19 protein-coding genes are annotated in these 20,917 nt (G+C 63.7%); 7 read left to right on the forward strand and 12 right to left on the reverse strand.

Annotated elements, in window-relative coordinates; genetic code table 11:
• Positions 1 to 20: 20 nt before the first annotated feature.
• From ACFWPX_RS01410 to ACFWPX_RS01425, 4 genes are read left to right on the forward strand one after another with little or no spacing between them, the layout of a single operon-like run.
• Complete coding sequence (locus ACFWPX_RS01410) at positions 21 to 341, forward strand: 2Fe-2S iron-sulfur cluster-binding protein (protein ID WP_378924882.1); 321 nt, start codon at positions 21 to 23, stop codon at positions 339 to 341.
• A 6-nt stretch (positions 342 to 347) separates the two neighbouring features.
• On the forward strand, positions 348 to 1,616 hold the full coding sequence (locus tag ACFWPX_RS01415) for an NAD(P)/FAD-dependent oxidoreductase (RefSeq protein WP_378924884.1): 1,269 nt from the start codon (positions 348 to 350) through the stop codon (positions 1,614 to 1,616).
• 13 nt (positions 1,617 to 1,629) lie between these two features.
• The gene (locus tag ACFWPX_RS01420) at positions 1,630 to 2,301 is read left to right on the forward strand and encodes an HD domain-containing protein (protein WP_378924886.1); all 672 of its coding nucleotides are present in this window, start codon (positions 1,630 to 1,632) and stop codon (positions 2,299 to 2,301) included.
• Positions 2,298 to 3,785, forward strand: a complete 1,488-nt coding sequence (locus tag ACFWPX_RS01425; RefSeq protein WP_378924888.1) for an aldehyde dehydrogenase family protein — start codon at positions 2,298 to 2,300, stop codon at positions 3,783 to 3,785. Before ACFWPX_RS01420 ends, ACFWPX_RS01425 begins: the two co-directional genes overlap by 4 nt.
• A gap of 196 nt (positions 3,786 to 3,981) precedes the next feature.
• On the opposite strand, the gene ACFWPX_RS01430 is transcribed toward ACFWPX_RS01425, so the two are convergent.
• Together ACFWPX_RS01430 and ACFWPX_RS01435 are read right to left on the reverse strand one after the other, a co-directional pair.
• The gene (locus ACFWPX_RS01430; RefSeq protein WP_378924890.1) at positions 3,982 to 4,203 is read right to left on the reverse strand and encodes a hypothetical protein; all 222 of its coding nucleotides are present in this window, start codon (positions 4,201 to 4,203) and stop codon (positions 3,982 to 3,984) included.
• 115 nt (positions 4,204 to 4,318) lie between these two features.
• On the reverse strand, positions 4,319 to 4,888 hold the full coding sequence (locus ACFWPX_RS01435) for a helix-turn-helix domain-containing protein (protein ID WP_378924892.1): 570 nt from the start codon (positions 4,886 to 4,888) through the stop codon (positions 4,319 to 4,321).
• A gap of 95 nt (positions 4,889 to 4,983) precedes the next feature.
• Here ACFWPX_RS01435 and ACFWPX_RS01440 point away from each other — a divergent pair, with 95 nt between their 5' ends.
• A complete protein-coding gene (locus ACFWPX_RS01440; RefSeq protein ID WP_378924894.1) occupies positions 4,984 to 5,403 on the forward strand; it encodes an SPW repeat protein in 420 nt (139 codons plus the stop codon).
• 192 nt (positions 5,404 to 5,595) lie between these two features.
• On the opposite strand, the gene ACFWPX_RS01445 is transcribed toward ACFWPX_RS01440, so the two are convergent.
• The 10 genes from ACFWPX_RS01445 to ACFWPX_RS01490 all read right to left on the reverse strand — a co-directional run bounded on the left by ACFWPX_RS01445 (position 5,596) and on the right by ACFWPX_RS01490 (position 18,082).
• The gene (locus tag ACFWPX_RS01445; RefSeq protein ID WP_378924896.1) at positions 5,596 to 6,579 is read right to left on the reverse strand and encodes an MBL fold metallo-hydrolase; all 984 of its coding nucleotides are present in this window, start codon (positions 6,577 to 6,579) and stop codon (positions 5,596 to 5,598) included.
• 737 nt (positions 6,580 to 7,316) lie between these two features.
• On the reverse strand, positions 7,317 to 8,018 hold the full coding sequence (locus ACFWPX_RS01450) for a hypothetical protein (protein ID WP_378924898.1): 702 nt from the start codon (positions 8,016 to 8,018) through the stop codon (positions 7,317 to 7,319).
• Positions 8,019 to 8,195: 177 nt separating this feature from the next.
• The gene (locus tag ACFWPX_RS01455; RefSeq protein WP_378924900.1) at positions 8,196 to 8,999 is read right to left on the reverse strand and encodes an N-acyl homoserine lactonase family protein; all 804 of its coding nucleotides are present in this window, start codon (positions 8,997 to 8,999) and stop codon (positions 8,196 to 8,198) included.
• A gap of 63 nt (positions 9,000 to 9,062) precedes the next feature.
• A complete protein-coding gene (locus tag ACFWPX_RS01460) occupies positions 9,063 to 9,881 on the reverse strand; it encodes an SDR family NAD(P)-dependent oxidoreductase (RefSeq protein ID WP_378924902.1) in 819 nt (272 codons plus the stop codon).
• A gap of 17 nt (positions 9,882 to 9,898) precedes the next feature.
• Positions 9,899 to 11,245: an MFS transporter gene (locus ACFWPX_RS01465; protein ID WP_378924904.1), complete on the reverse strand. Its 1,347-nt coding sequence runs from the start codon at positions 11,243 to 11,245 to the stop codon at positions 9,899 to 9,901.
• Between the two features lie 154 nt (positions 11,246 to 11,399).
• Entirely contained in the window at positions 11,400 to 12,839 is a 1,440-nt protein-coding gene (locus ACFWPX_RS01470) for an aldehyde dehydrogenase family protein (protein WP_378924906.1), read from the reverse strand.
• Between the two features lie 62 nt (positions 12,840 to 12,901).
• Entirely contained in the window at positions 12,902 to 14,092 is a 1,191-nt protein-coding gene (locus tag ACFWPX_RS01475) for an ABC transporter ATP-binding protein (protein ID WP_378924908.1), read from the reverse strand.
• A gap of 10 nt (positions 14,093 to 14,102) precedes the next feature.
• The gene (locus tag ACFWPX_RS01480) at positions 14,103 to 15,833 is read right to left on the reverse strand and encodes an ABC transporter permease (RefSeq protein WP_378924910.1); all 1,731 of its coding nucleotides are present in this window, start codon (positions 15,831 to 15,833) and stop codon (positions 14,103 to 14,105) included.
• A 67-nt stretch (positions 15,834 to 15,900) separates the two neighbouring features.
• Positions 15,901 to 16,848, reverse strand: a complete 948-nt coding sequence (locus ACFWPX_RS01485; RefSeq protein WP_378924912.1) for an ABC transporter substrate-binding protein — start codon at positions 16,846 to 16,848, stop codon at positions 15,901 to 15,903.
• 205 nt (positions 16,849 to 17,053) lie between these two features.
• Complete coding sequence (locus ACFWPX_RS01490; protein WP_378924914.1) at positions 17,054 to 18,082, reverse strand: zinc-binding dehydrogenase; 1,029 nt, start codon at positions 18,080 to 18,082, stop codon at positions 17,054 to 17,056.
• A 713-nt stretch (positions 18,083 to 18,795) separates the two neighbouring features.
• Here ACFWPX_RS01490 and ACFWPX_RS01495 point away from each other — a divergent pair.
• Both ACFWPX_RS01495 and ACFWPX_RS01500 read left to right on the forward strand, forming a co-directional pair.
• A complete protein-coding gene (locus ACFWPX_RS01495) occupies positions 18,796 to 19,530 on the forward strand; it encodes a FadR/GntR family transcriptional regulator (RefSeq protein WP_378924916.1) in 735 nt (244 codons plus the stop codon).
• A gap of 114 nt (positions 19,531 to 19,644) precedes the next feature.
• A complete protein-coding gene (locus ACFWPX_RS01500) occupies positions 19,645 to 20,829 on the forward strand; it encodes an acyl-CoA dehydrogenase family protein (RefSeq protein WP_378926080.1) in 1,185 nt (394 codons plus the stop codon).
• The last annotated feature ends 88 nt before the right edge of the window (positions 20,830 to 20,917 follow it).

Here is a 20,917-nt window from a genome sequence, read left to right on the forward strand (position 1 = left end):
ACGACTCCAGGAGGAACGACATGCCCAAGGTCACTTTCACCGACTACACCGGCGAGTCCCGCACGATCGCGGCCACCGTCGGTGACTCGGTCATGGAGACGGCGGTCCGCAACGGCGTACCAGGCATCGTGGCCGAATGCGGCGGTTCGCTGTCATGTGCCACCTGCCACGTCTACGTCGACGACACCGACGCCGCGTCGCTGCCTGACATGGCGGAGATGGAAGACGAGATGCTGTGGGGCACCGCTGCAGAACGGCGGGACAATTCCCGGCTCTCCTGCCAGCTGAAGGTCACCGAGGGCTGTGACCTACACGTGACTACCCCTGCGACTCAGGTGTGAGCGAACATGACGAACGGACTTTTGATCATCGGCTCCTCCCAGGCAGGGGTTTCGCTCGCCACCTCGCTGCGGGCGCTCGGCTACGACGACCCGATCGCAATGCTCGGTGACGAGAACCACCGCCCCTATCAGCGGCCGGCTCTGTCCAAGGAGTGGCTGCAAGGCGAGATCACCAACGAATCACTGATGTTCCGCTCCCAGGAGTACTGGACCGAGCACCACATCGATGTCGTGAAGAACGAGCGGATCATCCGCATCGACAAGCACGACGACGGCTCCGGGGTCGCCCACGCCATGTCGGGCGCAGAGTTCGCGTTCGACCGGCTGGCGCTGGCCGTCGGCGCGCGGCCCCGCAGACTCCTGCTCAACGGCGTCGACCTGCCCGGCGTGCTCTACCTGCGCAATGCCGACGACGCCCTCGAACTCAAGGCGCGCGTTCCCGACGTGCGGGACGTGGTCGTTATCGGCGGCGGCTTTATCGGCATCGAGGCGGCCGCGTCGCTGAACGCGATGGGCCGGTCGGTCACCCTACTGGAGGCCGCGCCCCGGCTGGTCCCGCGGGCGGTCGGGGAGCAGACCTCCGCCTATCTGCTCGACCATCACCGCGCCGCCGGCATCGACATCGTGCTCGACGCCTCGGTCCACCGGATCGTGTCCCGCGGCGACCGGGTCGGCGGCGTTCAACTCGCCGACGGCCGGGTGATACCCGCACACCTGGTGCTGGTCGGCGTCGGCGTCATCCCCAACACCGAGCTGGCCGAGTCGATCGGCTTGGTGTGCGACAACGGTGTGCGAGTCGACGGGTCGGCATTCGCCTCCGATGGGGTCACCGTGGCAGTCGGCGACTGCGCCAACCTGCCGAACCCATTGCCCGGCGCGCCGGCCGGGGACCGTGTCCGGTTCGAGAGCGTCAACAATGCGATCGAACAGGCCAAGGTGGCGGCATACGCCATCGCGGGCCGGCGCGAGGAATACGCGGGCATCCCCTGGTTCTGGTCCAACCAGGGCAAGGTCAAGCTGCAGATCGCCGGACTGTCATCCGGCCACGACCGCACAGTTGTCCGCGCAGACCGCGAGCGGGGCAAGCACTCGGTTCTGTATTACCGCGGCGACCGCATCCTGGCCGCCGATTGCATCAACCATCCGTTGGACTTCATGGCGGTCCGCACTGCGCTGGCCAAGGGTTCACTCATCCCGTTTGAGGCCGCCACTGATCCGTCAGTCCAGCTCAAGTCAGTGACTGTCGACCCGGCCACTCTGGTCGCGGCCGACTGAGGAGGCGAACACAATGCCCACCGCGCTGCCCGATGACCGGCCGATCCCAGCCCCCGGACCGGTCGACACCTCCCCCATCTCGTTGACCCCCGCGTTCAGTGCGGACCTCGACCCGATCTGGAAGGCGGTCGTCCCCGAAACACGCGCCCGCTCCAACGACATCCACCTGCCGATCTCGCTCGCCTACGCCGAGCGACTGTGCAACGTCTTCCCCGATGCCGACCGACAGCTGGTGCGGGTGGCGATCCAGCTGCACGACACCGGCTGGGGCCGAGTCGATGAGGACCGCATCCTCTCAGAGGGCTTCTCCGGCGAATGGCGCAAGGCCGAGATCCGCTTCGAGCATGAGCGGCAGGGCTGCCTGATCGCTCGCGAGGTCCTCCCTCCGCTCGGCTACAGCGACGAATTCGTCGAGCAGGTATGTCGCATTATCGACGGCCACGACACCCGTCATGTGGCGTACTCGCTCGAGGACGCGCTGGTCCGCGACGCCGACCGCTTGTGGCGGTTCGACCACGCCGGAATCGCGTTGGCCTCCGGGTGGTTCCGCATGGACCCAGCCGTCTACACCGATCGGCTCGAAGCGCAGATCGTTCCCGAGCTGCTGACCGCTCCCGCGATCGCGATCGCGATGGCCGATCTCGAACGCTCCCGATCCCTGCTCAAAACGAAGGTGATCCGTTGAACGCCACCGAAGTTCAGCCTGTGCATACCCGCCCGCAGCCGCGCTGGACGTTCACCGATGACTACTACCTCGACGGTGCCTGGACGCGCTCCACCGGGAGTGCCCGGCTCCCACTGGTCGACCCCGCCACCAGCCAGGAGTGGGGCGCAGTCCCCGACTGCTCGGCCGAGGACGTCGACGCCGCGCTCGCCGCCGCCGACCGTGCCTTCCGCACCGGTCCGTGGCCGCAGACGACCCCGAGCGAGCGGGCCGTACTCCTCCTGCGGATCGCCGACGAGGTCGAGGCGAGGGCCGGGGAGATGGCGACGACCAACACCCTCGAAAACGGCTCGCCCATCAGCGAAACCCGTGGCGCGGCCGCCAATGCCGCAAGCATTCTCCGGCATGTAGCCGGGCTCGCGTCCTGGCTCGAGGACGAAGACGTGCGCCCGTTTCCGGCAGGTGGCGCCGAAACCATCGTCGGTAAGGACCCGGTGGGGCCGTGTGTACTGATCGCACCGTGGAATTTTCCGATCAACCTCATGGTCGTCAAGCTCGCGCCCGCACTGCTCGCCGGCTGCACAGTGGTGATGAAACCGGCGCCGGGTACCTCGCTGTCCATCCGGTTCGTAGTCGAGGCGTGTGCGGCCGCGGGGTTGCCGGCTGGTGTGATCAACCTGGTCACCGGCGGTGGCGAGGTCGGTGATCGGCTCGTGCGTCATCGGTTGACCGCCAAGGTGGCCTTCACCGGATCCACTCCTGTCGGCCGCCGGATCGCCGCCACCTGCGGCGAGATGTTGCGGCCCGCCACCCTAGAGCTCGGTGGCAAGTCATCCGCGATAGTGCTGCCCGATGCCGACCTCGAGCAGATGTCGTCGGCGCTGATCCGCACATGTCTGCGCAACACCGGGCAGACCTGCTACATCTCCACCCGCATCCTCGCCCCGGCGTCACGTTACGACGAGGTGGTCGAGATGGTCACCAGCACTGTTGCGGCCGCGCCACAGGGCGACCCCTTCGACGAACGCACGGTATTCGGGCCGATGGCCTCGAAAGCTCAATATGAGGTTGTCCGTGGGTATCTCGACACCGCGCGCGAGGAAGGTGCGCGGGCCACCGTCGGCGGACGGCCCGCGCAGTCCGATGGCGGCTGGTTCATCGAGCCGACAGTCTTCGCCGATGTCACACCCGAGATGCGGATCGCGCGGGAAGAGATCTTCGGGCCGGTGATCTGTGTGCTGCGGTACGACGACATCGCCGAGGCGATCACGCTGGCCAACGACACCTCGTTCGGGCTGGGTGGTGTCGTCTTCTCCGCCGATCCGGTTGCGGCGCAGGCAGTTGCCGAGCGTATGGACACCGGATCCGTCGGCGTGAACTTCTTCGGCTCCAACCACAATGCCCCCTTCGGCGGCAGGCACGATTCAGGTATGGGCGTGGAGTATGGGATCGAAGGTTTGTCGCAGTACATCACCTACAAGTCGATCCACCGCTGCATAGGCTGACTCGAGCACAGTCGCGAGTTCATCGGCAGTAATCGGTGCGGCGTGACCGGACAGCTTCGACAGACCACTCGAATAGTCCGGCATCGTCGTCGCGACGGCGTGTGAGCAGACGTTCCACGCGTGCGAACCGGATCAGATGGGCATACGTCTCCCCCAGCGCTTGGCGCTGAGCTCCCGCGTCGAATTCGTCGAACGGTCACGACCATCCGATGGCGTGAGCCACCTCCAACACGCTGGTAGCGCCGCCCAGTACTACGCCCTCGATCTCGTCGAGCCGAAGGGTGTGATGCTCCGCCAACACATCTACCCGATCGGTCAACCGATCGAAAGGCCATTCGTGCCCGGGTAGCACGAGCGTGGATTCGTCGATGTTGCGCAACAGATTCAGCGAATCAACGAACTCCCCCAACGGATCCACGCCTGATCCAGGCCGTTGTACAGGGTCTCCCTATTCGCTCGACATCTGCCCCCTGAGCATCACGCCCGGACGGCCGCATCAGCGCAGCCGCGGGGATGCCGACAGCGTCCACGGATCACGCGGTCGACGATGAACTCAGCGCGGGCCGAATGGTCCGGAGCACACGCTCCTGCCAGCCCGGTCTCACCTCGCCCGACCTGGCTCGTTCGGCAAGGTAGGCACCGACGATGCAATCCAGGACCGTGTCGACATCGAGCTGTTGCCGCAGTTCATCACTCAGGATTCGGTCAAGGGCCTCGGCCAGTGCACGGCGGTGTTGCATCAGCAGCGACCGGATCAGCTCGGTTGATTCCAGGTCATCCTCGGCCAGCAGGGCCGCCGCACCACCCGCACCGATGCCACCTTCGATGGCATGCTGTGACTGACCGACCACCCATTCGAGCACCGCCTCAGCCGTTGCATTCGTGGGCGGGAGCTCCGGCTTCGCAACCGAGACCAGCGCTGCAGCAAGCATGTCACTGCGGTCGCGATAACGCCGGTAGATCGTCGTCTTCGCGACGCCCGACTCAGCCGCGACTGCCTCCACCGTGACAGCGCGCGGTCCTCTGGCGCGCAGGAGCTCCATTGTCGTGGCGGTGATGCGCTCATCACGCGCATTGGTCGGGGTCGCGCCTTCCAATCGCACGCCTTCCTCTCTCAGTCCGATACCTCACTTCGAGGACAATCTAACGCCCATTGATGCTACGCTACGCGTATCGTAGCAATTCGAAGGAGGAAGCGATGCGAGCAACTGTTCGGACAAATACGGCAGGTTGGACAGCGTTTGCGGTCGGCATTGGGACCGCCGTGACCCCAGCCTGGGCATCCACGACCCCGGCAGGAGCCGCCGCCACTGGAGGGTTGGGCGTACTGACAGCCGTTTACGCCGCGTGGTCGCTGATCGCACGGGACCCGACGAAGGACCATTGGGCGCTTTCCGTGGTCGGCATAGTCCTGTTCATGACGCCGTGGGTCGGCGGCTTCGCCGCAGACACGGCGGCATGGGTGGCGTGGATCGCCGGGGCGTTGGTGATGGCAGCAGGCGGCACCGCTTACGTGCGAGACGAAGCTGCCAATACGACGCAAGAAGCTCGTATCGAGGAACTGGTCACCTACCGGCTGCAACATCATGATCGAACCGCGTCCGAGACTCGCGGCTGACGCCATTTCCTGTCACAGCCTGCCTGCTCATTGTCAGCGCCTCGCACGTGGGCGTGCAGCTGGCGATCTCGCGGCGTGAGCTCGGGTACGAGAATCCAACCACGGCGAACCGAGTCGGTCGGCTACCAACAGGAGTTTGCCGGATGGCGCACCCCCCAGAACTGCCCAGGATCGACAACCCCGGGAGGAGATCTAGCGGCGCGCGCAGAGCCTCCACGTCGCGGACACCGAGTCGTGCTCCACGTGGCCGACACCCTCGAGGTGAATCAGGTACGCCATCGTCTCGCCGACCGCCGACAGCCTGGCGGTGTCGACGACCTCGCCCCATGGTCGACGGCGCCGGGTGCGCGCCGCAATCTCCCATGCGGTCGCAGACCCTGCCGCGAGCAGATCGAGGACCTCGGCCGATCGGGCGCGACGGCGAACAAGCAGATCCCTGATGCGAGCGGTCGGGTCAGCGAAAATGTCCTGGTGGCCGGGCAGCCCGAGACGGGCATCAAGCCGGGCCAGTCTCGCGAGTGAGCGCTCGTGCTCTGCCAGTGGATTCGAGCTACTCAATGGGCGGAAGGTCGCGGAGTAGTTGATGCGCGGCAGGATAGTGTCGCCGGTGAACAGCAGTCGCTCGGATGACTCGAAGTAGCACAGGTGTCCCGGAGTGTGCCCCGGGGTGTGTATCGCGCGGATGTGAAATGGCCCGTGTGTCAGGGTCCAACCGTCCTCGATGGCTACATCAGGCTCGAACAGACTGACCTGCTCGGTTCCGTTCTCCACCTGACGAATCGCTGTGGCGTGAACCGCCCGCGGGGCCCCCACCGCCGCGAGCCACGCCTCGGTAGCGTCGCGCAGCACAGCGATGTTGGAATATCGGTGCTGCAAAGATCCGGCATCCAGGTTGTGCATGGTGACTTCGGCTCCGTGGCGACGTTGAAGTTCTCCTGCGAGACCGCAGTGATCCGCGTGCGCATGGGTGAGGAGCACCTTCTCGACATCTGTCAAACGTGCCCCGAACTTCGACAAGCAGCGCTCCAACAGTTCTAGAGAGCCTGGTTGGAGCCATCCGCAGTCGATGAGTACCACCCGGCCATCGTCGACCACCGCATAGGCGTTGACATGGCCGATGGTGTGGCCTTGTAGAGGCAGTCGAAGCGCCCATACACCTGCGACCACCTCGCGCACGTCGCTGTCGACAGCTGCGGTCGTCGAGTTCACGGTGCCACCTTCCGAGGGTTTAGCATCGGTCTATGGCTGCCGCAAAATGGCGTTCTGACCGATATTCAGTGGACTGAGCACAACAATTCTGCACGGTGACGTCAAGCCCCAAATCGGCCCCCGGAGTGGCGACCGCGATTGCCGTCACCGCAGGCAGGTGGAGGTCGTCCCTCCGAAATCGACCGCTTCAACACGTCCTCGGCGCGGGCACGCATAAAGCAGTTTTCGGCGCTGCATTTCTCGGCGATCATCAGAAATGCCATCGCCGCGAAGCGCGAATGGATGGGCCCGGGATCGTTGTTGCAGTCGTGGACCGCAGGTTTGGGGTCGAGCGGATCTGGCATCGCCATCAGGAAATTACCCAGTTTCGTTCACAAGGAAGTCGGGGTAACAACAACGCGGCAGTACTCGCGCGCACGATCGCGTTGCCGTCGGCGTGTGTTGCATTGAACGCGATCACGAATCGACGCGCAGCACTTACGCAAGCCTCATAGAACAGGTCCAAGCACTCGCCCCCGACATCGGACCAGTGGACCTGAACGATGACGTCACCTTCTGCGATGCCAGATTTGAAATGCTCAAACATGATGCGTACCAAACGAGTCGGATTGTGTGACGGGTTTACGGCGCCTGCGCGACCGATACCTTCAGCAGGGGCGGGCGAATTCCGCCGCCGAGCAGTGTGCTCGATGGCGGGAGAATTACTACTTCGCCGGCGCGGGCGCGGGCTGGTTGATGGTAGTGAAGTACTGGACCGCGGCCAGAATCGCGACGGGTGCGGTCACCAGCAACTGACCTGCCACAGTCCCCAGCGCACCGACGGCCAGGACACCACCGAGGCAGCCCACAGCCGCCGCCGGGATGAACGGGCCGAACAAACCCACAATCGTCGCCGCGGCAACGGTAGCCCCGGCGATACCGCCGAGCACACAGCCGACCGTCGCACCGCCGAGACCCCCGACGAGGGTTCCGACCGACGCACCCAACGCGATGGTCGAGGTCAAACGACTCCAGGCTGCCTGTTCACGGTCGTACTCGTTCTTCCACGGCGCCTTGTCCTCGAAGGGCAACGCCACCGGCTTATAAGCGGCGTGGGCCAGGTCGAACCGAGGAGTCAACGTCGCGGTCCGGTCACGGATCTCAGTGGCGATCGGGAACACGAAATCATCGACCCGGAAAGACAATTCGGTCCCGGCCAACACGGTCCCGTCCCCGGCCTTGACCTTGAACACGCCATCCTCCTCCGCCAGTGAACCAGCATCGGTCGAGATCACTGTGGCCGAGCCGGTTACCTGCGCGGTGTAGTTGACGCCTCCTTCGCCGGATGCGGGGCTGGCGGAGGTGATCCCAGCGGGGACTGACAGTGCGAGCGTGGCCAGTGCTGCCACGAATGTTGCCTTACGCATAGTATTCAACTTCCTTGTCCGAGATATTGGGTGCACTTCATTTCAGTGACGCTTCCGAGCAATTCGGACGGTCAGTACCGCTTCTGGATCAAAGTTCCAGGTGCAGGACAGTTGGCATTGATCGACGGGATCGGCGATGGTTGCCGCGCAGGCCAATTGATCACCACTCGCAGGTGATCAGCTGCCGCGCGGGCTGGTGAGGTCGAAACAGTCCTTGTCGACCTCGTCGTATCCGATGCTCACTGCTGGGTCGTGGCCGGGGATCACATCGACGTCCGGCCGTTCGTCGAGTAGCCGCAACGAATCGTAGGAGTCGAGCATCTGCCCGAGGTCGGTGAAAAGATAGAACGGACGCTTCCGCCTGATCTCGTCGTAATAGTGCACTGCGTCGGATGCCAGCACGATGTTCTTGTCGTCGACATCGATGTCGGTGATGATCTGTCCTGGCGTATGCCCTGGGCATCGAGTGATCCGCACGCCACTGGCACCGACCTCGCCACTCTCATCGACGAACTCCAGCCGTTCCTCACGGCGTAGCGACTCGAGCAGTTTGACTTCACTAGCTTCGACCGGCCAGGAGAAGGCCGGCACATCACGGTGGCGGCCAGTCCAGTACTCATACTCTGCCCGCGACATATGGAAGGTGGCATTAGGAAACAGATGAGTGTTGCCGACGTGGTCGAAGTGCATATGACTGAGCACTACATGGTCGACGGCTGCGGGATCGACGCCCATCCGTGCGAGCAACTCGCTCGGTGCGGTGGTGATTTGGCGCTGCCGGGTCTGTCCAACCTTCTCGTTGAAGCCGCAGTCCACCACGACCGTCTTCCCCCGTGACCGGATAAGCCAGAAGAAGTAGTCCATTCCCACCGGGGCGTCTGTCTCGCCGTACAGATCGTGGCGATAGAACGCCTCACTCGTCATACATTCGGGACGGGTCGCATATCGGAGCGCGTATACCTCCGTAGTTGTCTCGCTCATCTCGGTCCTTTCTTACTCAGATTCACATTTGGGGAAGGCCGCACTCCGGCCTCAGCTCGGTGGCTATTCGGGTCCGGAGGAACGGACGATGCCGAGCAACGCATGATCGAGCCCTCCGTCAACGAGAATGTGCTGCCCGGTGACATAGCCCGATCGATCGCTTGCGAGCCATAAGACAGCGTCTGCGATGTCTTGCGGCAGCCCGATTCGATGCATCGGAACTGACTGTTCGCGCGCGTCTTTGGACTTCGCGTCGGTGTAACTTCCTTCGGTCAAAGGCGTTCGGATGAACCCCGGACCAATCGTGTTGCTGCGCACACCGCGCTGCGCCCACTCGACGGCGAGCTGGCGTGACAACATGATCACCGCGGCCTTGCTCGGCGAGTATGCCCCGAGATGAGGTGCTGCGTTCGTGCCGCAGATCGATGCGATGTGTACGACAGAACCTGCGCCGCGTTCGAGCATGCCGTCGACAAAAGCACGACAGCAGTTCAGATAGCCGGTCACGTTCACATCGAATGTTCGCTGCCAATTGTCCAGTGAGGTTTCCATGAGGTCACCTGCTCCGACGATCCCGGCGTTGTTGACCAGCACCTCCACCTGCCCGAGATCGGCTCGAACATCGCCTGCCAGAGCGGAAACCTGCCCCGGATCGCTGGTATCGCAGACATACGCGACTGCCTTGACACCGGTCTCGGAGTTGATCATCTCTGCGGTCGCGAACGCACCATCCCCGTTCAGGTCGACCACTGCGACCTGCACACCGACACGAGCCAACTCCAGGGCGGTTCCCCTGCCGATACCGCCGCCGGCGCCGGTCACGACCGCAGTCTTGCCCGACAGCCCTAACCACGAATCGTGCGACGTCATTCTGTTGCCCATCATTGTTACCCCTTGCGTTACTTAGTCAGATCGATGTTCGTGCGATCTCGGCTGATCGCGGCCGCAATGAACGTGAACGAGAGCGCGATACTCACGACGAACGCAACCGGGACCCATGAGCCCAGTTCGTGGACCAGAAATGTGGCCAGCAGCGGAGATAGTCCACCGGCGACCGCAGCGCCGATCTGGTACCCGAAGGACAGTCCGCTCAGCCGGACCTTGGTGCTGAAGAGTTCGGCGAGGAATGCACCCATCGGTCCGTAGATCAGCCCGAGGAACAGCAGTGCCACTGCGAAGGCGGTCAGCACGCCGGCCGCGGAGCCCGACAACAGAAGTGGGAAGAAGGCGAAGCTCCACACGCCGAGTCCGATCGCTCCTGCCAGCATCGGTAGTCGCCGACCGAAGCGGTCCGACAGGGCACCGCCCGATACCACGGCGATGAGATAGATAATCTGCGCGATCGTCACCATCGCAAGGAGCAGCGACTGATTCGAGACCCCTTGATCGACCGCGAAGGGAATGCTGAAAACCATGATGATGTAGTACGCGGCGAACAGGCCGAACGGTACGGCGAGCGCAATCGCCAGTTCCCGACGATTCGATCGAAAGAGTTCGGCCAATGGGGTCTTGACGGTTTCGTGCTTCTCCAGCGCCTCCTTCATCATCGGCGTCTCGCCGAGCCGACGGCGGATATAGAAGCCGACAATCAGCAGCAAGGCACTGAGCAGGAACGGGATTCGCCATACCCATCCTTCGAACTGACTGTCACTGGAAACCGCGGTGAGGATCGCCATCAGACCGGAAGCGAGCAGGAAGCCCAGCGACGCGCTCGCGCTCATCAGGGCGCCGTAGAGTCCGCGGCGACCGCTGCGGTGACTGTGTTCGATCACCATCAACGTCGCGCCACCGTATTCGCCGCCGACGCCGAGACCTTGGACCACCCGCAGGATCACCAGGATGATCGGCGCGGCAATTCCGATCTGATGGTAGGTCGGCATCAGCCCGATCAGGGTGGTCGAGACCCCCATCATGGTGAGACTGATGAACAGGATCTTGCTTCGACCGATCCGGTCGCCGATGTGACCGAAGATGATGCCGCCCAACGGACGCACGAGGAACCCGACCGCGAACGTCGCCCAGACCAGCATGGTTCCGATGAAGCTGTTGTCGCTGGGAAAGAACAGGTCCCCGAAGACCAGGCCGGCAACGGTGGCGTACACCAAGAAGTCGAAGTACTCGATGACGGTGCCGATCATGCCCGCCACGACCACACGTTTCGTCGACGGCCCGTCGCTCGGGTCCGGTGGTGTCGTCGCCGCTTCGAGGGGCGGGTCACTCCATTCGGGTGCGCTGGTGGTGGTCATCGAAAACTCCTTGCCTGTGTTGGCCGGTGTTCCACTCGGATGGCGCCAACGTGTGCAGATGTGTGATCTCGTCAGCCGACGTGCCGAGCTCGTCGGAGAATGCTTCTTCGGTGCCTCGGGGAGGCCAGGATCGAGTTGCGTGGTTATCCGGCGGTCAGTTCAGAACGAGCAAGCGCTCTTCGGTCATGTCACGGATGGCATACTTCGGTCCCTCCCTGCCGATTCCGCTGTCCTTGACGCCCCCGTACGGCATCTGGTCTGCCCGCCACCTCGACGTGCCGTTCACGATGACGCCACCGGTGCGGACTTTTCTGAACGCGGTCATGGCCAGGTCGAGTGAGTTGGTGAAGATCCCGCACTGCAGCCCATAGGGACTCAGGCTTATCTCCCTGAAGATCGGCTCGATGTCGTCATACGGCTGCACAGTCATCGCGGGGCCGAAGATCTCGTCGGCCACGACATCCATCGCGGAATTGACGTCGGTCAGGACAGTGGCATTCAGCTGCGCGCCGCTGCGGCGACCACCCCGCAGAATGGTGGCTCCATCGGCCACCGCGCGATCGATCATGCCCAGAACGCGCTCCGCAGCGGCAACATCGATGAGCGTTCCAACCTCGGTTGACTTCTCGAGCGGGTCGCCGAAGCGAATCGCGTCGATCTCCTTCACGAGGAGTTCGAGGAAGGCCTCGTACGCCGACCGCTTCACGTAGACGTTCTGGACCGACACGCAGCTCTGACCGGCGATCATCATCGCGTGGCGAGCGCAGGCTTTGGCCGCGACCGCGAGGTCCGCGTCATCGCTCACGAAAGTTGGCCCGACCCCGCCGAGTTCCAATGCGACACGCTTCATTCCGACGCTGCTGCGAATCGCCTTACCCACCGGAATGGACCCGGTGAAACTGACGAAGTCGACTCTCGGATCGCTGACCAGGCCGGGCGACACAGTGTCGCCGTACAGGACGTTGATCGCCCCTTCCGGGACATCAGCTTCCAGCACTGCCTGGGTGAACGCGTGCACGGACAGCGGGGCTTTCGGGGATGGTTTCAGAACGACGCTGTTGCCCGCGGCCAATGCCGGGCCCAACTTGTGAGCTGTGAGGTGGACCGGGCCGTTGAAGGGCGTGATTGCCGCGACAACTCCCACTGGGAACCTCAGTGTCATTCCGATGCTGCCAGCGCCGACGGCAGAGGCATCCATGGGAATGTGCTCCCCCTCGATCCGCACGGCTTCCTCGGCCGAAAGGCGGATCGTGTCGGCAGCTCGCAGGGGCTCGTTCACGGCGTCGGAGATCGCCTTCCCCGACTCGCGCGCGAGAATCTCGCCGATCTGCTGCGCCCGCTCGGTCACGCTGTCTGCGATGCGGTGCAACAGCCTGGCCCGTTCATAGCCCGGCATTTTGGCCATCACTGCGGTGGCCCGCTGCGCGGCATCAAGGGCATCTCCCAGATCCCGTTCACTCGAGACTGCCATCGTGCCGACGACGTCTCCCCGGTAGGGGTCGCGGACCTCGTGCAAGATCTCTCCCGAGCGCCACGCACCGCCGATCAAGGCTGTGGCGTCTGCCGGGTCCCGCCGTTGAATGGCTGATTCCATGTCGTTCTCCTCAACTTGTCTGGTAACCGTCACAGTGACGGCGGATCTCCGAGGCCGCGTGGCTAACCCGAGGCAGGGAAGATCAGCTTCTCGTTGTGGTAAAGCAGCACCGACTTCACCGGAACCGTGACGGCGACGGGATCGCCAGGACGCAGGTCCTGGTCGTGCGCGTGCTGGGCGAACCACTGCGTGCCACCCAGATCGACGATGTACTGGCGGCGGCCCCCTTCGCCGAGGACGACCTGGGCGAGGTTGCCCTCCATCACGATGCTGTCGCCCTGCGCGTAGGCCTTCTGGTCGTCGTCGAGCCGGAAGACGTCGGTGTCGCGACCACGGACGAAGAGCTCGAGCTTCTGGTTGTTGACGCGCCCACGAGCCAGCGCGGCGCTGCCGCTGATCACGCCGGTCTTGCTGCGCAGCACACCGTCGATCACCTCCACCGAGGTCTGGTTACGCACCCCGAGGAAGTGGGCGGCGTAGGGAGAAACCGGGCGCGCGTAGACCTGCTCGGGTGGCCCCATCTGCTCGATGCTGCCTGCGCGCATCAAGACGACCCGATCTCCCATCTCCAGCGCTTCCTCCTGGTCGTGGGTGATGTGCAGGGCGGTGTAGCCCAGCGCACGGTGCAGCCTCATCAACTCGATCCGCAGGGAGACCCGCAGCAGCGCGTCGAGGTTGCTCAGCGGTTCGTCCAAAAGCAGGATCGCCGGCTCGTAGACCAGCGCTCGCGCAAGGGCGATGCGTTGCTGCTGACCGCCGCTGAGCTCAGCGGGGAGCCGCTTCGCCAGCGCCTCGCACTCGAGAGCCTCGAGCACATCGGTGACCCGCTTGTCCCAGGTGTTCTTGGGCTGCTTGCGCATGCGCAGCGGGTAGGCGACGTTCTTCTCGACCGTCATGTGCGGCCACAGCGCGTAGTTCTGGAAGACCATGCCGACCTGGCGCGCGTTGGGCTTGACGTTGATTCGCTGCTGGGCGTCGTAGACCGGGCGGCCCTGCAGGCTGATCGACCCTTCGGTCGGGGTTTCGAGGCCGGCGACACACCGCAGCAGGGTGGACTTCCCGCAACCACTCGGCCCGAGGATCACGACATACTCGCCCGACCGAATACTGAGATCGACATCCTTGACCGCGTGCACGGTCCTGCCCTTCGCGACGAAGGTCTTGCTGATTCCGGTCAGGGTGGCGCTGTCTGTCGGTGGCCCACTGTCCTTCTGCGTCATCGTGTCGGTGTTGGCATTTGTCATGAGTTCCATGTCCTGCTCCTTACATGTTCTGTAGTGCTGACCTGCCACCGATCCACACGGTGACGGCGAGTAGAGCTCCGGTAACGGCCGACATCACGAGTGCCATGACGGCCACCTGTGGGAAGACGCCGCCTTCCCAGAACTCGAAAATGGCAGTGCCCATGACGTGGTTGCCCGGCGAACGCAACATGACCGAGACCGCGAAGTCATGGGACAGGAGCACGATCATGACGGCCAGGCTCGCTGCCATTCCACGCTTGGTCAGCGGAAGCGCAATGTGGACAATGGTGCGGAACTGGCTCGCACCGCAGACTTTGGAAGCTTCGAACAACGACGAATGGACTCCGACGAGGCTCGAGTGCTGGGATCGCAACGAGAACGGCAAGACGATGAACACGTATCCGACGACGAACAGGGTCAATGTGCCGTACAGATTGAACGGCGGTCGAAGGAAGACGTAGAGCACCGACAGCCCGAGCATGGCCCGAGGAACCGCCAGCGGTCCGACGAAGACGAAGTCGAGAATGTACTGGACGGGCCGCGGGGCTTTCACGACACCGCTCATCACGAGGGCCCCGAGGAACCCGAGGGGAAGTACCACCAGGGCCGCGATGACGGAGGTCGTGATGCTGTTCCACACGGCGCCGGCCACAACGGGATTGGACAGCGTCGCTTCCACATGCTTCGTCGTGAACGACAGGTTGGCGAGATCGCCGTTCCAGAAGGGCGAGAAGGCGACCAGCGTAATGGCGAGCAGTGGAAGGACGCACGTGACGAACGCATAGCCGACGACCGCCGCGAAAGCCCAACGCGAGGGTTGCACCGAGACACTCCCGCCGACTCCCTGTGTGACATAGCGTCTTTGGTCACCGATCACGGCTCGCTGAAGCAGGATCGAACCGATCCCGAGAACGAGCAGCGGCAGTCCCAGCGCCGCGGTTGCGGCATAGTCGATCGGGAACTTCTCGCGGATGTGGAAGATCTCCGTGGTGAGCACGTCGATGCCATCGGCCGAGCCGAGCAGCAACGGGGCGGTGAACTGACCGAGCCCGAGCAGGAACGCGACGACGAGTGATGCCACGAGAGAAGGACGCAACAGCGGGAGCGTGATGGTGATGAAGCTGCGGAACGCGGAGGCACCGGAAAGCTTGGCGGCAGCGACGAGGCTGCCACTGATCTCGTGCAGCCTGGCGAAAACGAAGGCGAAGACGATACCGGTCAGCTCGGTGCCGGTGATGAGGATGATCGCGGGCATCGAATAGACGTTGATCGGACCTTCGCTCATCCGGTCGAACAAGGGCAGGCTCCGCAGAAGCGCATTGCCGTAGCCCACCGTTGGGGCGAAGATGAAGATCCAGCCGACGATGCTCGCCACCGGGGGAATAACCAGGGGGAGCTGAGGAAGGAACGCGGCCAAACCTCGCCATCGGACGGGGACGCGCATCACGAGGACCGCGAGGGTCACCGCGAGAACCGCAGCAACGAGCGTCGCTCCGGCGGCCAGCGCAACAGTGTTGAAAAGGATGGTGGAGAGGTGCGGGACCTCCGTCAGACCGCGGATGGCCGCGGCGTCGTCGCCGAAAGCTCGGGCGTAGAACAGCACGATGGGTGCGAGGACGAACAGCGCGAGGCCGACTGCGAATGCGTACCAGGCGGTTTTACCGCCGTACCTGGTGAGCAGGCCGGAGATCGACCCTCGGGTGGGATCTTCGGTGTTGGTAGTGGTGGCTGTGGCAGTGGTGGTGGTCACGGGTCACCCCTTCGGGCGTAAGCAGATTCGTGGTGGGATGCGCGCCATGCGGGCACGCCCGGTGAACTCATCCGAACAGCGGCGCCCATTCGGACTTGATGAACTCGTCATGGTTCTGCTGAGTCCAGCCGCTGTCCTCTGGCGTCGGAATCTGGCCCCACGGGATCGATCCCGTCGTTGCCACCGGGGTCGACGCCGGGGAATGGTGCGCGACGAATTGCCCCGCTCCGTCCTTGCTCATCAGCCAGTTGACGAACAACTGCGCGGCGTTCGGGTGCGGCGCATTGTTCAGCACGGCAGCGTGATACGGCACGCCCGAGGTCGCCTCGTCGGGGACGATGTAGTCGACCGGGGCGCCTTCCCCCTTCAGGTCGAGCACTGTCGAGGGAGCCAATCCGATGCCGTAGTCGATCTCGCCGGCGGCCAAACCCTGGGCGAGCGGCACGTTGCTGCTGTAGACGGTGTAGTCCAGACCGGCGAGACGCTTCAAGAAATCATCGCCGTACTCCTTCTGCCAGCGGGAGTACAGAAACGACTGGGCGGTGGAGATTTCGCCATCGATGATGCCGATCTTCGCGTTCGCGGCAACGTCGAGGAACTCGCTCATGTTCTTCACCGGTCGGCCCGTTTTGGTGTTGTAGCCGACGATGTAGGCGTTGGAGAAGACGAAGGGATAGCTCTGCCCAGCGAGGTGCTTCTCCCAGCCCGCGGCTGCCTGCTCGGGACCGACCTTCAGAGCCGCGAACCGGCTCGCCTCGTTGCTCGTGTCGAACCAGCCGGACTGGGAGTGCATGGTGACGTCGGCGCCTTGTGCGTTGACCGCACCTTCCTGGTCGAGCCGGGTGATCAGGTCACTGGTAGGCGCCCGCTCGACGGTGACGGGAATCTCGGGGTACGCCTGCTCGAACTTTTCGAAGCTGATCTCCACGCCGCTCAGCGACGAGTACACCACCAGGCCGCCCTCGCTTTTGGCTGCGTCGACGAGCGCGTTCCACTCGGTATCGCTCGCCGCCATCGGCGGACCCGATTCGGCGGTAGGGCCCGATCCCGAACTCCCGCATGCCGTGAGTACTAGCGACATTGCGACAGCGGCGGCAGTCAGGATTGAACGGTTGATGTTGCGCCTGCTCCGCAACGGGCTCTTGGTCGATGCCATGGCCTGGTCCTCCGGTGAAAGTATCGGGGTGTTCTGCACTGATTTCTGGATGTCCTGCACGAGTTCAGAAGAGAAAGACAGCCTTGCCCGCTGTCTGCTTGTCGAATTCCTGGTAGGCCTCGGTTGCCTGGTCCAGGGACCAGCGGTGGGTGAACAAGTCGTCGACCGGCAGATTCCGGCGCGCGACGAAGTCGGCACAAGCCATCTGCTGGACGCTCGACATCGACCACGACGTCATCGCGGTGATTTGCCGTGAGAGGAACGTACGGACGTCGAAGGAAACCGTGCCGCCCAAGCCCACGGCGCACAGTCGACCCCAGCGGGCCAGCGCGGCCATCCCGGCAGTCGCGGCGGCGGTCGACCCCGAGGTCTCTACGACGGCGGCGGCGCCAACACCTCCGGTGAGCTCCAGGATCGCCTCGACGGGATCGACCGAGTTCGGGTTCACCGTTTCCGCGGCACCGAACCTCGAAGCCTGTACCAGTCTGTCGTCGGAGAGGTCGACGGCGATGACCCTGGCGCCACGCGCTGTTGCCAACATGGTGGCCGACAGGCCGACCGGACCTTGCCCGAAGACCACGAGGTCGAGCCCGCCCACCTCACCCAGGCGCTCGAGCGCACCCCAACCGGTGCCGGTACCGCACCCGATGGCTGCGCCGGCGGCGTAGGACAGCGCGTCCGATAGCGGAAGTGCACATGCCGCAGGCACTTTCATGAACTGCGCGTGTGCGCCGTTGGCATTCTTTCCGTAGACCTTCACGGGGCCCGAGGTACACATCTGTGTCCAGCCCGACCGGCAGCTCGCGCACGTGCCGCAGCCGGAGTAGTGGTGCACCATGACCCGCTGTCCGACCCGCAATTGAGTGTCGCCGACTCCCGGGCCGAGCGATTCCACGACGCCCGCGGGCTCATGCCCACCGATGCAACGGCTTTCGGGAGGCGTGCTGTCGGCCTCCGCTCGGTAGTAGTGCAGGTCGCTGCCACACATCCCGGACGCCATGACACGCACCACGACCTCACCGGGGCCCGGGGTCGGGTCCGGGAAGTCCGCGAGAGCAACCCGCCGGTCGCCTTCGAATGTCAAGCCTTGCATCGCAACTCCTTATTTGTGGGCGCCGCACACTCCGATGTGGGGATCGACTCGGTCGGCACTGTGTGATCTCGGGATCCTGTGTGGCGCCCCAACTGGGTGCCAGCCGCCCGATACCTCGGGGACGATCGCTCGATCAGAGTCGATCCCCTCCAGCAGAATCTGTGTTCTGCCTCACTACGAACATGCACATATTGCACCTGATTTCATAGTTTGTAAACCCCCTAGGATCGACACCGCGAAAAGCGCAGCAAATCATGGACCGGACTCTAGGGGCGCGAGGATGATCAACAAATAGCCAGTTCACAGCGGTGATACCGACCATCGGTGCAGCACATAGCCCGAGATCCTCGAGCGAACAAGCTCGTCGCGCACGCAGGGTGGCAACCTTGACGATGCCCTCGATTCTGGGATAACATGTGCATATTCGACTCGATCTCAGCGGCTGACTGACGCGGTCGAAGGTCGCACGTTGTTCAGCGCTCGACGTTCATGGGAACGGCCGACCGGCCGCAACAGGGACACTTGTTTTCTGACTGAAGGCCATGTCGGTCAGGCCGACGAGTCCACCGCGACATGGCTCACTCACAAGATCGAAGGAGCACCCTATGTCTCGCGAGATACCTGTTATGCCCGACCATCGGCGGCCAGTCGACGGCGCCGAACGCAACGACTCTCGCCTCATCGCCGCTGTCAAGGCTGCGACTCCCCCGTCGGTGCAGCGCACGCCGCCACGACGAGAGAAGTCGTCATTTCTGCTCGCGGAGACGATCCTGAACGACATCCTCGAGGCACACCTGGAGCCGGGAGATCCGTTGCCTCCCGAGAAGGAGATGGTCGAGAAGTACGGGATGGGCCGGACCACGGTTCGCGAAGCGCTACGCCTGCTCGAGTACCAGGGCGCGATCCAGATCCGCCAGGGCCTCAACGGCGGTCCTTACGTGCAGGCTCCGGACTCCCAGCACTTCGCGAAGACGATCTCGTTCATGATGCGGATGGAGCGAACCCCGTTCGAAGCGATCGTCGAGGTCCGTTCCGCCATCGAACCGATGATCTGCCAGCTCGCCGCGGAGCGGATCAGCCCCGAGGCTCTCGACGAGCTCGAGCGGACGATCACCGGAATGCGCGAGATATTCCATGACCGCGGTCAAGTAGCTGCGTTCAACGATTTGAACACCCGCTTCCACAGCGTGATCGCGTGGTCGTCGGAGAATCCCCTGTTCCACCATCTTGCCGATTCCCTACACGGAATCATGGATGGTGCGGTCGTGGGAATGAGCTATTCCTCTCGCCGGTACCTGGGCGTGATCGCGGATCACCAGCTGATCTACGACGCTCTGCGCGAGCGGGATCCCGACGCCGCATACCAAAAAATGGCTTTGCATTTGACTGAATGGGAAGTCTACGCGCGCCGCAACTTCGCCGATGCGTTGAAGCGCCCCATTCCGTGACCTTCCGAATCTCCACGACGCGTGTCCAATAGGGAGATTTCCGTCGTGGGGCGACTGCACCCGGCACAGCCGCGCCTCTCGCCGAATTCGACCGTTTCAAGGAGTGAATTTGTGATGTTCGGCTTGACCTACGAGCAACACGCCATCGTCGACACCGTCCGGAAGTTCGTCCGCGAGCAGATCCGGCCGCTCGAGGATGAGCTGGATCCGGATGAGAGCAGGCTTCCCACAGCGGAATACGCGCGGCTGACCGCGTTGACGAAGAAGATGGGACTGTTCAATCTCGATCTTCCGGAGAAGGACGGTGGCCCCGGCATCGACCTGGCCACCCGGTGCCTGCTCGCGATCGAGATGTCGCAACATCGGGCAGGCCTCTATGCCCCCTGCTATGACGTCTTCGGGCAAGCCGGTCAGATTCCGTTGCTGTCCGCGTGGGCGACGCCGGAGCAACGCGAGAAGTACCTCATCCCCTCGATCGAGGGTGACAAGCGCGTGGCGTTCGCGCTGAGCGAGCCGACCGGCGGCAGCGATCCGGGGCGCAACGTCGAAACCCGGGCGGTGCAGGACGGCGACGACTGGATCATCAACACCGACAAGCTGTGGATCAGCTCCGCGCATGAGGCCGAGTTCACGCTGGTGCTCGCGCGCACCGGCGGTCCAGGACGCGATGAGCTGACCTGCTTTATCGTCGATACCGACACCCCAGGGTTCCATGTACGCCGGATCGCCCACACGATTCGATCGACGCACCCGAAGACGGAAATCCGACTCGATAACGTGCGTGTGCCGTCGGCGAACATCCTCGGCGAGGTCGGCCGTGGTTTCCCGCTCGCCGACGAGCAGCTGAGCCGAGATCGGATCCCGTACAGCGCAGGATGTATCGGACTCGCGGTGCGAGCCCAAGATCTGACGATCGAGTGGACCAAGATGCGCGAGTCCTTCGGTGAATCACTGTCCGAGGACCATGGGGTCGCCTGGATGTTGGTGGAGAACGAGCAAGACATCCGTTTCGCGACGCTGATGGTTCTCAACGCGGCCGCGGCGGCCGACGCGGGTCGCCCGTTCCATACCGAGGCGGCCTTGGCGAAGATCGCTGCTACCGAAGCCTCTTCACGGGTCATCGATCGCGCGATCCAGCTGCATGGCGGCATGGGTTTATCGCAGGAGATGCCGCTGGCGCGGTGGTATCGCGAATTGCGGGTTCGCCGAATCGGTGAGGGCGCCACCGAGCTCCAGAAGGTGATCGTCAGCCGCGATCTGCTCGGCAGCCCGTACTCGTTCTTCCTGGATCGAGCGTGAGATGACACGTGCCGTGGTTTCAGTGTCCGGCCGAGGACTCAGCTGCCCGATCAAGAAATCTCGAAGTTTGTTGACACGATGTGAGGAA

Origin of the sequence: Nocardia sp. NPDC058518 (assembly GCF_042719655.1) — a bacterium.
Lineage (GTDB): Bacteria > Actinomycetota > Actinomycetes > Mycobacteriales > Mycobacteriaceae > Nocardia.